Origin of the sequence: Kocuria salina (genome assembly GCF_013368965.1) — a bacterium.
Lineage (GTDB): Bacteria > Actinomycetota > Actinomycetes > Actinomycetales > Micrococcaceae > Kocuria > Kocuria rosea.
On sequence record NZ_SSSF01000003.1, the window covers coordinates 460,885 to 473,395 of the forward strand.

General features: G+C 76.4%; 11 protein-coding genes and 1 pseudogene. 4 read left to right on the forward strand and 8 right to left on the reverse strand.

Annotation, left to right across the window (positions count from 1 at the left end; all coding sequences use genetic code 11):
- Positions 1-14: 14 nt before the first annotated feature.
- Positions 15-869 carry a 3'-5' exonuclease gene (locus tag E7Z53_RS08985; RefSeq protein WP_081994426.1) on the forward strand — a complete coding sequence of 285 codons (855 nt, stop codon included), beginning with the start codon at positions 15-17 and terminating at the stop codon, positions 867-869.
- 43 nt (positions 870-912) lie between these two features.
- Here the strand turns inward: E7Z53_RS08985 and hemL are convergent, their stop codons facing one another.
- The 8 genes and pseudogenes from hemL to hemE form a co-directional block, all read right to left on the reverse strand.
- Positions 913-2,229 carry a glutamate-1-semialdehyde 2,1-aminomutase gene (gene hemL / locus E7Z53_RS08990; RefSeq protein ID WP_017833438.1) on the reverse strand — a complete coding sequence of 439 codons (1,317 nt, stop codon included), beginning with the start codon at positions 2,227-2,229 and terminating at the stop codon, positions 913-915.
- Between the two features lie 52 nt (positions 2,230-2,281).
- Complete coding sequence (gene hemB / locus E7Z53_RS20290) at positions 2,282-3,280, reverse strand: porphobilinogen synthase (protein ID WP_031283009.1); 999 nt, start codon at positions 3,278-3,280, stop codon at positions 2,282-2,284.
- A 180-nt stretch (positions 3,281-3,460) separates the two neighbouring features.
- Positions 3,461-4,357, reverse strand: a pseudogene (locus E7Z53_RS20295) (uroporphyrinogen-III synthase); the annotation flags it as partial.
- Between the two features lie 5 nt (positions 4,358-4,362).
- Positions 4,363-5,322: a hydroxymethylbilane synthase gene (gene hemC / locus E7Z53_RS09005; RefSeq protein ID WP_095650636.1), complete on the reverse strand. Its 960-nt coding sequence runs from the start codon at positions 5,320-5,322 to the stop codon at positions 4,363-4,365.
- Positions 5,313-6,521, reverse strand: coding sequence for a ferrochelatase (locus tag E7Z53_RS09010; protein WP_176337626.1), 1,209 nt, complete (start codon positions 6,519-6,521; stop codon positions 5,313-5,315). The genes hemC and E7Z53_RS09010 overlap by 10 nt, the downstream gene beginning before the upstream one ends.
- Entirely contained in the window at positions 6,518-7,270 is a 753-nt protein-coding gene (gene hemQ / locus E7Z53_RS09015; protein WP_035927390.1) for a hydrogen peroxide-dependent heme synthase, read from the reverse strand. Before hemQ ends, E7Z53_RS09010 begins: the two co-directional genes overlap by 4 nt.
- Positions 7,271-7,273: 3 nt before the next feature.
- Positions 7,274-8,812 (reverse strand): protoporphyrinogen oxidase, encoded by a 1,539-nt coding sequence (gene hemG / locus E7Z53_RS09020; protein WP_369597967.1) that lies wholly within the window; start codon positions 8,810-8,812, stop codon positions 7,274-7,276.
- Positions 8,809-10,014 carry a uroporphyrinogen decarboxylase gene (gene hemE, locus E7Z53_RS09025; protein WP_017833432.1) on the reverse strand — a complete coding sequence of 402 codons (1,206 nt, stop codon included), beginning with the start codon at positions 10,012-10,014 and terminating at the stop codon, positions 8,809-8,811. Before hemE ends, hemG begins: the two co-directional genes overlap by 4 nt.
- A 149-nt stretch (positions 10,015-10,163) precedes the next feature.
- On the opposite strand from hemE, the gene E7Z53_RS09030 reads away from it, so the two are divergent.
- The 3 genes from E7Z53_RS09030 to E7Z53_RS09040 are packed head-to-tail and all read left to right on the forward strand — an operon-like array spanning position 10,164 to position 12,446.
- Positions 10,164-11,489 (forward strand): glutamyl-tRNA reductase, encoded by a 1,326-nt coding sequence (locus tag E7Z53_RS09030; protein ID WP_017833431.1) that lies wholly within the window; start codon positions 10,164-10,166, stop codon positions 11,487-11,489.
- Positions 11,490-11,539: 50 nt separating this feature from the next.
- Entirely contained in the window at positions 11,540-12,157 is a 618-nt protein-coding gene (locus tag E7Z53_RS09035) for a TetR/AcrR family transcriptional regulator (protein ID WP_017833430.1), read from the forward strand.
- Positions 12,158-12,209: 52 nt separating this feature from the next.
- Positions 12,210-12,446 carry a DUF3107 domain-containing protein gene (locus E7Z53_RS09040; RefSeq protein WP_035927396.1) on the forward strand — a complete coding sequence of 79 codons (237 nt, stop codon included), beginning with the start codon at positions 12,210-12,212 and terminating at the stop codon, positions 12,444-12,446.
- The last annotated feature ends 65 nt before the right edge of the window (positions 12,447-12,511 follow it).

Below are 12,511 nucleotides of genomic sequence, written 5' to 3' on the forward strand. Positions count from 1 at the left end.
GTACGGTGGGAGCCATGTCCTCGCCCTCAGGCCCCGCCGGCCCCACCGACCAGCTGCCCCTGTTCGACGCCGCCCCGCTGCGCGCGCCGAGGCCCGCCCCGCCCGCGCCGGACGACGCCGCGGAGCAGGACGTGCTCTTCGACCTCGAGGGGTCCGCGGGCGCCCCGGAGGCGTCCCCCGCGTGGACCGAGGGTCCGCGCGCCTCCTTCGACCTCGAGACGACCGGCCGTGACCCGCACACGGCCCGCATCGTCACGGCGTCCGTCGTGCGCACCGACGCCGCCGGCGCCGTGACGGACGAGTGGGAGTGGCTGGCGGACCCGGGGGTGGAGATCCCCGAGGAGGCGGCCGCCGTGCACGGGGTGAGCACCGAGCGGGCCCGCGCCGAGGGCCGGCCCGCCGCGGAGGTGGTCGCGGAGATCGCGGGCGTCCTGGCCGGCCTCTTCGCCGCGGGCACGCCCGTGCTGGTGTTCAACGCCTCCTACGACTTCACGGTCCTCGCCCACGAGGGCCGGCGCCACGGGGTGGAGGTCCCGCAGCCCTTCCCGGTGCTGGACCCCTACGTCCTCAACAAGCAGGTGCACCGGTACCGGCGCGGCAAGCGCACCCTCGGGGCGCTGTGCGAGGAGTACGGGGTCGAGCTCACCGCGGCGCACACCTCGGCGGCGGACTCGGTCGCGACGGAGCGGCTCGCGGTGCTGATGGCCCGCCGCTTCCCCGAGCTGGTGCGCCCGGCGGCCGCGCTGCACGCCGACCAGGTGGGGTGGGCGGCCGAGCAGGCCGCGAGCCTCCAGGAGTACTTCCGCCGGACCCGCCCGGACGCGGTGGTCGACGGCGCGTGGCCGCTCCGCCGCCCCGAGGACGCCTGAGCGCTCCCCGGGACGGCGGCCGGCCGGGCCCCGGCGGCCGGGGTCAGGCGGCCGGCCGGGCCTCGGCGGCCGCGCGCGCCGCGGCCGGCAGGGCGGAGACGATCCGGTCCATCGCGGCGTCGTCGTGCGCGGCGGAGAGGAACCACGCCTCGAACACCGACGGGGGCAGGTAGACGCCCTGGTCGAGCATCGCGTGGAAGAACGCCGGGTAGCGGAACGTCTCCTGCGCCTTGGCCTGCGCGTAGTCGTGCACGCCGGCGGCGGAGGTGCCGAAGGCCACCGAGAACAGGTTGCCGGCCGACTGGATGGAGTGGTCGACCCCGGCCTCGGTCAGCGCCGCGCGCACCGCCTCCTGCAGCTGCGCCGAGCGCCGGTCGACGGTCTGGTAGGCGATCCGGTCCGCGGTGCGCAGGGTCGCCGCGCCCGCGGCCATCGCCACCGGGTTCCCGGACAGGGTCCCGGCCTGGTAGACGGGGCCCAGGGGCGCCAGGTGGTTCATGACCCCGGCCCGCCCGCCCACGCCGGCGACCGGCAGCCCGCCGCCGATGACCTTCCCGAACATGAACAGGTCGGGCTCCCAGCCGTCCTCGCCCGCGGCGGTGAGACCCCAGTAGCCGGCCTCGTGCACGCGGAACCCGGTCAGCACCTCGTCGAAGATCATCAGCGCCCCGTGCTCGCGCGTGAGCCGGCGCAGGCCCGCGTTGAAGCCCTCGCCGGGGGTGACCACACCCATGTTGGCGGGCGCGCCCTCGGTGATGACGGCGGCGATCCGGCCGGGGTGGGCGGCGAAGGCCTCCTCCACGGCGGCGAGGTCGTTGTAGGGCAGCACCAGGGTCTCGGCCGCGGTGGCCGCGGTGACCCCGGCGGAGCCGGGCAGGGCGAGGGTCGCCACGCCGGAGCCCGCCTCGGACAGCAGGGAGTCCACGTGCCCGTGGTAGCACCCGGCGAACTTCACGACGAGGTCCCGGCCGGTCACGCCGCGCGCCAGGCGGATCGCGGTCATGGCCGCCTCGGTCCCGGTCGAGACCATGCGCAGCTCGTCGATCGCGCCGATCCGCTCGACCACGAGTTCGGCCAGCTCGGTCTCCCCGCGGGTCGTGGCCCCGAAGGACAGGCCGCGCTCCACGGCCTCGTGCACGGCCTCGATGACGGCCGGGTGGGAGTGCCCGACGAGGGCGGGCCCCCACGAGCTGACGAGGTCGACGTACTCGCGGCCGTCGACGTCGGTGAGGTACGGGCCCTTGGCCGCGGTGATGAAGGGCGGGGTGCCGCCCACGGACGCGAAGGCCCGCACCGGGGAGTTGACCCCGCCGGGCATGACCTTGCGCGCGCGGTCGAAGAGTTCCTGGGAAACGCTCATGGGTTTGTCTGCTTCCTTCCGCCGGGGGTGCCGGCTCGGGGGACGGTGGGGGTCAGGAGAGGCCGTTCTCCTCGCGGAACCAGTCCGCGAGCTCGACGGCGAAGTAGGTGAGCACGGAGTCGGCGCCCGCGCGGCGGATGGACAGCACGGACTCCTGGATCGCGGCCCGGCGGTCGATCCAGCCGTTGGCGGCGGCGGCCTCGATCATGGCGTACTCGCCGGAGATCTGGTACGCGGAGACGGGCACCGGGGAGACCTCGGCCACGTCGCGGAGGATGTCGAGGTAGCTCATGGCCGGTTTGACCATGACCATGTCGGCGCCCTCGTCCAGGTCCAGCTGCAGCTCGTGCAGCGCCTCCCGGCGGTTGGCGGGGTCCATCTGGTAGCTGCGGCGGTCGCCCTGCAGCTGGGAGTCCACGGCCTCGCGGAACGGGCCGTAGAACGCGGAGGAGTACTTCGCGGAGTAGGCCAGGACGGCGACGTCGGGGTGCCCGGCCTCGTCGAGGGCGGAGCGGATCACGCCGACCTGGCCGTCCATCATGCCGGAGGGCCCGAGCACGTGGGCGCCCGCCTCGGCCTGGGCCACGGCCATCCGGCCGTAGATCTCCAGGGTCGCGTCGTTGTCCACGGTCCCGTCCTCGGCCAGGACGCCGCAGTGCCCGTGGTCGGTGAACTCGTCCAGGCACAGGTCGGCCATGACGACGAGGTCGTCGCCGACCTCGGCGCGCACGGCGCGCAGCGCCCGGTTCAGGATGCCCTCGGGGTCGCACCCGGCGCTGCCCTCGGGGTCCCGCTCGGCGGGCACGCCGAAGATCATGAACCCGCCGAGGCCCTTGGCCACGGCCTCGGCGGCGGCGCGCCGGAGCGAGTCCATGGAGTGCTGGACGACCCCCGGCATGGAGCCGAGCGGGGCGGGCTCGGCGAGGCCCTCGCGGACGAACACGGGCAGGATGAGGTCGGACGGATGGACCCTGGTCTGCGCGGCGAGCCGGCGCACGGCCGGGGTGGTGCGCAGGCGGCGGGGGCGGGACACCAGGTCGTAGCGGGGAATTCGGTGGGTCACGGAGTTCGTCTCCTCGGTCGCAGGGATCGGTGTCGTCGGGATCGGTGTGGTCGGTGCGGCCGGCGGCGGAGCCGCCGCCGTCGGGGTCGGGGCGGGCGCCCCCGCGGCCGCCCGGGAGGCCGCGGGTGCGGTGAGGGCCCGGGCGAGGGCGTCGCGGATCCCCTCCGGGGTGGGCAGGGACGCGGCCACGGACGGCAGGCCGCGCTCGGCGGCGGCGCGTCTCGTCGGCTCGCCGATGGCCACGAGGACGGTGCCGGCCAGGACGGCGGGGTCGTCGCGCACGAGCTCGGCGAGGTGGGACGGCGCCGTGAGCACCACGGCGTCGGCCTCGCCCGCGGCCAGGACCTGCAGCAGGTCGGACCGGTGGAGCTCGGCCACGCGCCCGTCCACGCCGCGGTCCGTGTCGTCGTCCGCGTCGTCGTCCGTGCCGTCGGCCTCTCCCTGGGCCGCGGCCCGCCGCACGAGGGGCGCGGGCGCCGGCCAGGGCACGGTCTCGTAGGCCGTGGCCGTCAGCACCCCGTACCCCCGCGCGGTCAGACCGGTCTCGAGGGTGGGCCGGGCCCGGGCGGAGAGCGGCAGCAGGACGGTGCCGGGAGCCGGCTCCGGCGGCCAGTCGGCGAGCAGCCCGGCGGCCGAGTGCACCGCGCCGGGCACGAGGTCCGGCCGCAGCCCGGCCGCCGTGAGGGCCGCGGCCGTGGCGTCCCCCACCGCGGCCACGCGCAGGCCGGCCCGCCGGGCCGCCGCGAACCGGTCGCCGAGTGCCGTGCCGGACGGCTCCCCCGCGACCGCGCGCAGGGCCCGGACGGTGGTGACCGAGGTGACCACCAGCCAGGACCCGGCGGCGGCCCCCGGGTCCGCCGCCCGGTCCAGCAGGGCGGCCACGGGACCGGTGTCCCCGGGGAGGGTGGCCTCGAGCAGCGGGGCGAGCCGGACCCGGGCCCCGTGCCCGTGCAGCAGCGCCACGAGCTCCCTGGCCCGGTCGGCGGAACGGGTCACGACGACCCTGGCCCCGCGCAGGGCGGCGGCCGGGTCGGCGGAGCGGTCGGCGGGGCCGGGGTGCGGCACGGGTCTCAGAGCGTCAACCGGGCCAGCCGGCCGGCGCCGTCGGCGAGCAGCTCGTCGCCCAGCCGGTGGCCGAGGGCGCGGGCGTCGTCGACGCCGCGCTCCGCGGTGCGGCCGCTGCGGCGCATGACCCGGCTGCCGTCCGGGTCGGCCACGACGACGTCGAGCACGAGCACGCCGTCCTCGATCCGCGCGAAGGTGCCCACGGGGGCCGCGCAGCCGGCCTCGAGCCGGGTCAGCAGCGCCCGTTCCGCGGTCACGGCCAGGCGGGTCTCCAGGTGGTCCACCGCGGCGAGGGCGGCGGCGAGCGGGGTGTCCCCCGAGGCGTCCTCGGTGCGGCACTCCAGGGCCAGGGCGCCCTGCCCGGGGGCGGGGAGCATGACGGACGGGTCGATCAGCTCGGTGATCGCGTCCTCCAGCCCGAGCCGCCGCAGCCCGGAGGCGGCGAGCACCACGGCGTCGAGGTCGCCGGGGGCCACCCGCCCCAGTCGGGTGCCCACGTTGCCGCGGATGTCGACGATCTCCAGGTCAGGGCGAGCGGCGCGCACCTGCGCCGCGCGCCGCGGGGAGCCGGTGCCGACCTTCGCGCCGGAGGGCAGGCCGGAGAGGGTCAGCCCGTCGCGGGCGCACAGCGCGTCCCGGGGGTCCTCCCGCTCCGGCACCGCGGCGACCTCGAGGCCCGGCACGGGAGCGGTGGGCAGGTCCTTGAGGGAGTGCACGGCCAGGTCCACGGATCCCGCCAGCAGCGCGGCCCGCAGGGCCGTGGCGAAGACCCCGGTGCCGCCCATCTGGGACAGGGGCCCGGTCAGGACGTCGCCCTCGGTGCGGATCGTGACGAGCTCCGGCTCCAGCCCGCCCGCCGCCGCGACGGCCCGGGCCGCCGTGGTGGTCTGGGTGAGCGCGAGCCGGGAGCCGCGGGTCCCGACCCGCAGCACCGGGAGCCCCTGCGCCGCGGCCGTCACGACCACCGCACCTCCCCCGCCTCGTCGAGGGCGACCGGGAGGGGCTCGCCCTGGGGGCGCTGCGCGATGGTGGGGCGGGGCCCGGCGGCGCCGCGCAGCACCTTGACGCAGCAGTCCGGGGCGCAGTCGTCGAACCACGTGCCCTCGGCGCACGCGGAGAGCCGCGGCGGGGCGGCGCGCCCGGCGACGCGCTGCTCCACGAGGTCCGCGAGCCCGGCCACGAACGCCGGGTGGGTGCCCGCGGTGGGGGTGCGCACGGCCGGGAGGCCGAGCCGTTCGCAGGTCTCCAGGGCCTCCGTGTCGAGGTCCCACTTGACCTCCATGTGGTCGGAGACGAAGCCCAGCGGCACGAGGACCACGCCGGCGACACCGCGCTCGGCGAGCTCCTCGAGGGCGTCGTTGACGTCCGGCTCGAGCCACGGCACCTGCGGCGGCCCGGAGCGGGACTGGTAGACGAGGTCCCAGGTGTGGTCCCCGAGCTCCTCCGGCCCCACGCGCTCCAGCACGGTCCGGGCCACGGCCAGGTGCTGGGCGACGTAGGCGGAGCCCTCCTCGAAGTCCATCCGCGCCGGCCCGGAGGCCTCGGCGTCGGTCGTGGGGATGGAGTGGGTGCAGAACAGGACCGCGATCCTGCCGCCGTCGGCGCCGAGCCGGTCGCGCACCTGCGCGAGGCCCTCCCGGAGGCCCTCGACGAAGGGCTGCACGAAGCCCTCGGAGTCGTAGTACTGGTGGACCTTGTCGACCTGCATCTCGTCCGCGAGGCCGAGCTCCTCGAGCGCCACGCCGTAGTCCTCGCGGTACTGGCGGCAGCCGGAGTAGCTGGAGTAGGCGCTGGTGGCGAGCACCAGGAGCTTGCGCAGCCCGCGCGCGTGGCACTCCCGCACCACGTCCGCCACGTAGGGCGCCCAGTTGCGGTTGGCCCACAGCACGGGCACGCTCAGGCCCCGGCCGAGCAGCTCGGCCTCGAGGGCGGAGCGCAGCGCGCGGTTCTGGGCGTTGATGGGGCTGACGCCGCCGTTGGCCCGGTAGTGGGTGGCGACCTCCTCCAGCCGCTCGTCGGGGATGCCGCGGCCCTTCGTGACGTTGCGCAGGAACGGCAGGACGTCGTCCTGCCCCTCCGGCCCGCCGAAGGACGAGAGGACGACGGCGTCGTAGTGCTCCGGCGCGTGCGCGCGGGCCCGCGACAGGGCGTTCTCGGCGCTCATCGGAGCACCTCCGCGAGCTCCTCGGAGCGGATCCGGCGGCCCGTGTAGAACGGCGTCTCCTCGCGCACGTGCAGCCGGGCCTCCGTGTTGCGGAAGGCCCGCATGACGTCGACGAGGTCGACCAGCTCGGGGGCCTCGAGCGCGAGCAGCCACTCGAAGTCGTTGAGCCCGAAGCACGCGATGGTGTTGGCGAGGACCTGGGGGTAGTCGCGCGCCGCCATGCCGTGGTTGCGCAGCATCTCGGAGCGGCGCTGGGCGTTCATGTAGTACCACTCGTAGGAGCGCACGAACGGGTAGACGCAGACCCAGTCCTCGGGGGCGACGCCGCGGGCGAAGGACGGCGAGTGGTTCCGGGTGAACTCGGCGTCCCGGTGCACCCCCATCGCGTTCCAGGCCTGCGCGGTGCCGGCCAGGAGCTCCGTGCGGCGCAGCCGGCGGACCGCCGACTGGAGCGCCTGGGGGTCGTCGCCGTGCAGCCACGTGAGGACGTCGGCGTCCTCGCGCATCCCCGAGACGTCGTAGGCGCCGCGCAGCGTCACGCCCTCGGCCGCCAGCTGCTCGACGACGCCGTCGAACTCGGCGGCCGCGGAGGCGTCGTCGCCGGCCGTGCGGGCCGCGGCGCCGCCGGCGGGGCGGGCGAACACGGACCAGACGGCCCAGTGCAGCCGCTCCGCGCCGCCGTCCTGCGTCGGCTCGGGCGTGGCTGCGGGATGACCGCCGTGCTCGTGGGGGCTGGTGTCGTGGGACAAGGCTCAGTCCTTTCGTCGGGTGCTGGTCGGTGGGGTGCGTGCCGGTTCGGTGGCGGCCGGCGCGGCGTCGTCCGGGACGCCCGCCTCGGCGAGCAGGGCGCGGACCTGGGCCCGGGTGTCGGCGACGACGGAGGCGAGGCCCGTGCCCGCGAGCCACCCGCCGACCGCGACGGCGTCGGGCAGCGCCGCGAGCGCCCGCCGGAAGTCGGCGACCCGCCGGGCGTGCCCGACGCCGGTGCGGGGCAGCGCGGAGCGCCAGCGCACGATGTCCGCGCCGACGAGCTGGGCGGGCCGCAGGGGCATGCCCATGAGGGTCGAGGCGTCGGAGAGGGCCAGGCGGATGAGCTGGTCGTCGGGCAGGGCCACCTCCGGGGGCACGGCGGTGGCGTCGGGCTGGGCGCGCCCGTAGGAGAGCCGCAGCACGTGCCGGCCGGGGCCGGCCGCCTGCCGGACCCAGTCCCACTTGGCGGTGGCGTGGGTGAGGGCCTTGGCGCGCACGCCGCGGGCGTCCTCGCTCACGAGCAGGCCGGTGCCCCGGGGGGCGCCGTCGAGGCGCGGCTCGTCGACCACGAGCGTGGCCAGGGCCACCTGGGGCCCGGCCCCGGGGGCGAACCGCTGGAGCCCCTCCTCGTGGCTGGCGAGGAGCCGGACGGCGGTCGTGCCGTCGGTGGCCATCACGAGCAGCTCCCCGCGCGCCACGGCGGTCTTGTGGCCGAAGCGCGGCTGGCGCTGGATGACCATCCAGCCCTCGCGCCGGGGGTCGCGGTCGAGGGCGATGACGTCGTAGCCGGTGACGAGCTTCACGCCCGCCCGCTCGAGGTCGTGCACGAGGGTCTCGGACAGCGCGTTCATGCCGCCGCGCAGCCCGGCCACGTTCGCGCCCGCGGGCGCGGCGCGGCGCAGGGCGCCCGCCGCGGCGCCGAGGGACCCGTGCTCGCGCAGGGCCCGCCGCAGGCCGGGGGCGACGGCGTCGACGTCGAGGTCGTCGGGGTGGGCGGAGTGCACGCCCGTGGCGAACGGCGCGACGAGCCGGTCCAGGACCCGCTCCCCCATCCGCGCCCGGACGAGGCCGCCGAGGGAGCGCTCGGTCATGCCGACGAAGGGCGGCAGCCGGCGGTCGAGGCTCGCGCGCAGCATGCCGGCCCGGCCGAGGGCCGCCCGCAGCCGGGGGGCGGTCGGGTCGGCGGGGATGCCCAGGATCCCGGTGTCGGGGGCGGGCACGGCGCCCTCCGGCAGGAACAGCCACGAGCCGGAGCGGTTGGGGTGCACCACGCGCTCGCCGAGGCCGAGCTCGTCCAGGAGGTCGGGGACCGCCCGGGAGCGGGTCGCGAAGGACTCGGCGCCCGAGTCGAGGACGAGGCCCGCCACCTGGTGGGCGCCGACGGCTCCGCCGAGGTGGTCCTCGGCCTCGACCAGGGTGACGCGCAGCCCGCGGGCCGCCAGGTCGCGGGCGGCCACGAGCCCGGAGACGCCGCCGCCCACCACGAGGGCGGATCGGGGCGGGGTCCGGCGGGCGGGCCGGCCGTCCCGCTCCGCGCTCACGGCCTGCCGCCGCGAGGGGTCTGCTCCAGCGGCTGGTCGTGGACGAAGGACACGAGGTCCGTCAGCACCTGCGGGTCGGTGCCCGGCGGGACGCCGTGGCCGAGGTTCACCACGTGCCCGGGCGCCGTGGCCCCGCCGGCCAGCACCTCGCGCACGTGCTCGGCGAGCACGGGCCAGGGGGCGGTGAGCAGGGCCGGGTCGATGTTGCCCTGCAGCACGGTGGACCCGCCGAGCCGCCGGTTGGCCTCGGCCAGCGGGATCCGGTAGTCCACGCCCACCGCGTCCGCGCCGGCGTCCCGCATCGCGGCGAGCAGCTCACCGGTGCCGGTGCCGAAGTGGATCCGGGGCACGGCGAGGTCCTCGACGGCGCGCAGCGCGGCCGCCGAGTGCTCCACCACGTGCGCGGAGTAGTCGGCCAGGGACAGGGAGCCCGCCCAGGAGTCGAAGAGCTGCACGGCGGAGGCGCCGGCCTCGACCTGGGCGCGCAGGAACGCCCCGGACGTCCGGGCCGCCCACTCGGCGAGCGCCCGCCAGGCCGCCGGGTCGGCGTGCATCATCGTGCGCGGCAGCAGGTGGTCCCGGGAGGGCCCGCCCTCGACCATGTAGGCGGCCACGGTGAACGGCGCCCCGGCGAAGCCGATGAGCGGGGTCGCCCCGAGCTCCGCGACGGTGCGGGCGACGGCCTCGCGGATCGGGTCGAGGGAGCCCTCGGTGAGCTCGGGCAGGGCGGCGACGTCGGCGGCCGTGCGCACGGGGCGCTCCAGGACGGGGCCGCGGCCCGGGACGATCTCGACGTCCACGCCGGCCACGCGCATGGGCACGACGATGTCGGAGAAGAAGATGGCGGCGTCGACGTCGTGCCGGCGCACCGGCTGGAGGGTGATCTCGGCGGCCATCGCGGGGTCCAGGCAGGCGTCGAGCATGGCGGTGCCCTGGCGCAGGGACCGGTACTCCGGCAGCGACCGGCCCGCCTGCCGCATGAACCACACCGGGCGGCGGCCGGGCGCGCGGCCCGTGAGGGCCTGCAGCAGCGGGGCGTCCAGTGTGCCGGCGGCCCGCAGCGGATGGCCCTGCGGCAGCGCCCCGAGCGATCCGGTCAGGCGCCGGAACGCCGCCGAGGGGTGGGTGCCGCCCGTGGGGTGCCCGGGAACGGCTGCGGTCGACGTGTCCGGCGTGCTCGCCGTCTCAGGGGTGGTAGGCATAGTGCTCCCATTGTGCCAAGGAACACCGACGTCGTTTACCGACGCAGCGTCACCGGGGTCCGGGAGGGGCCGGTCGGTGACGGACGTGAGCGGCCTCTCGGACGTCACTGAGGCGCGGATCCGCGGTGACCGTCTAGTATGAATGCACTGTGGTCCTCTTCGCTCTCGTCGCCTCCCATCAGAACGTCGATCTGAACACCGTTGCGCGTCTCAGCACCGGTGCGCTCGGGCTGTCCGAGGAGATGGTCCGCAGCGGCCCGCTCCGGGGCGCCGTGACCCTCTCGACGTGCAACCGGCTCGAGATCTACGGGGAGCTCGAGGACACGCCGGGCGTCCCGTCCGGGGCGGCGCTGGACCGGGTCCTGGCCGAGCTCGCCGAGCAGATCGGCTCCCGCGCCGGGCTCGACCCCGAGTTCGTGGCCGACTCCCTGCGGGCCTTCACCGACTCCGGCGCCGCACGCCACCTCTTCACCGTGGTCTCCGGGCTGGAGTCCGCCGTGGTGGGCGAGCGCGAGATCACCGGGCAGGTCCGGCGCGCCCTCAACGACGCCCAGCAGGCGGGGACGGTCTCCGGCAAGCTCCAGCGGCTGTTCGAGGCGGCCGCCCGCACCGCCCGCAAGGTGGGCACGCAGACCGCCCTGGGCGAGCGCGGCCGCTCCATCGTCTCCGTGGCCCTGGACCTCGCCGACGACGTCACGTCCGGCACCTGGACGTCGCGACGGGCCCTCGTGTTCGGCACGGGCGCCTACGCGGGGGCGACCATGGCGGCCCTGCGCGACCGCGGCTGCGCGGACATCGAGGTGTACTCGGCGTCGGGCCGGGCGGAGCAGTTCACCGAGAACCGCGGCGGCACCCCGGTGGGGACCGCGGAGCTGGCCGCGGCCCTGGAGCGCGCCGACGTCGTGATCGGCTGCAGCGGCGGCTCCGCCCCCATGGGCGCCGCCGCGTTCCCCGCCGGGTCCCGCACCGTGGTCGACCTGGCCCTGACCCGCGACTTCGACCCCGCCGTGGCGGACCTGCCCGGCGTCGAGCTCATCACCCTCGAGTCGGTGCGCGTGGCCGCCCCGGACGAGACCCGGGAGTCCGTCGACGCCGCGAGCGGGATCGTCGAGCGCGCCGCCCAGGAGTTCGCCGCGAGCCAGGAGGCCCGGGACATGGACGCCGCGATCGTCGCCCTGCGCAAGCACACCATGGCCGTCCTGGACGCCGAGCTCGAGAAGGTCACCTCCCACCACGGATGCACGGCCGCCCAGGAGCAGATCGAGCTCGCGATGCGGCGCATGGTCCGCTCCCTGCTGCACACCCCCACCGTCCGCGCGCGCGAGCTCGCCGCGCAGGGCCGGCAGGACGAGTACATCACCGGTCTGGCGGCGCTGTACGGCATCGAGGTCCCCGCGCCCGCCGCGGAGGAGAGCGCACCACCGGCGGCCGGGGCGCCGCCGGAAGCCGCCACCCGGTCCCAGGCCGCGGGGTAGGGCAGCATTCGTTCGGCCGGCGCCGCCGACCGGTTGAGGAGGAACGGTTCATGACTGAGACCAGGAGAGGCCGCCCGGCGCGCCTCCCGCGCGAGGCCCGCCGGCGGCAGCTGCTCGAGACGGCGCTGACCGTGTTCTCCTCGAACGGCTACCACGGGTCGTCCATGGACGACATCGCCGACGCCGCCCAGGTGAGCAAGCCCGTCCTCTACCAGCACTTCCCCGGCAAGCGCGAGCTGTACCTCGCCCTCGTGGACCACTACCTGCAGGAGCTCTCGCTCGGGCTCGTCACGGCGCTGCAGGGCAGCGACGTGAACCGCGAGCGGGTCGAGTCCATGCTGGACGTCTACTTCGGCTTCGTCGAGGCCAATCCGGAGGCCCACCGGCTGATCTTCGAGTCCGACCTGCTGGCGGACCCGGAGGTCGCGGAGCGCTTCGAGAGCTTCCACCTCGCCGTGGCGGACTCGATCGCCGGGGTCCTCGGGCCCAACGCGGGGCTGAGCCACCCGCACGCCGTGCTCGTCTCCCGCTCCCTCACCGGCATGGCGCAGACCGCCGCGGTGCACTGGATCCGCAACCCGGGCACCGGCGGCCGGGCCGAGGCCCAGCGCCAGATCTTCCGTTTAGCTTGGGGCGGAATCTCGATCATCGACGAGGACTGGCAGTAGCGCCCTCCTAGACTGGCCGGGACGCATCCCGCAGCCCCGACCAGGAGGAACCATGGAAATCAAGATCGGTGTTCAGCACGTCGCCCGGGAGATCGTCGTCGACTCCGCGCTCGAGGCGCCGGAGGCCGTGGAGCTGATCACCGCGGCCATGTCCTCCGGGTCCCCCCTGACCCTGACGGACACCAAGGGCAACGTGACGGTCGTCCCCGCGGGCGTCATCGGCTACGCCGCCGTCGGCGCGGAGCAGAAGCGGGCGGTCGGCTTCACCCCCTTCGCCCAGGACGGCTGAGACCCCCTCCGCCCGGCACGGCGGACCCGGCCCGGCGACCGCACGGAGCGTGCGCGGTCGTCGGG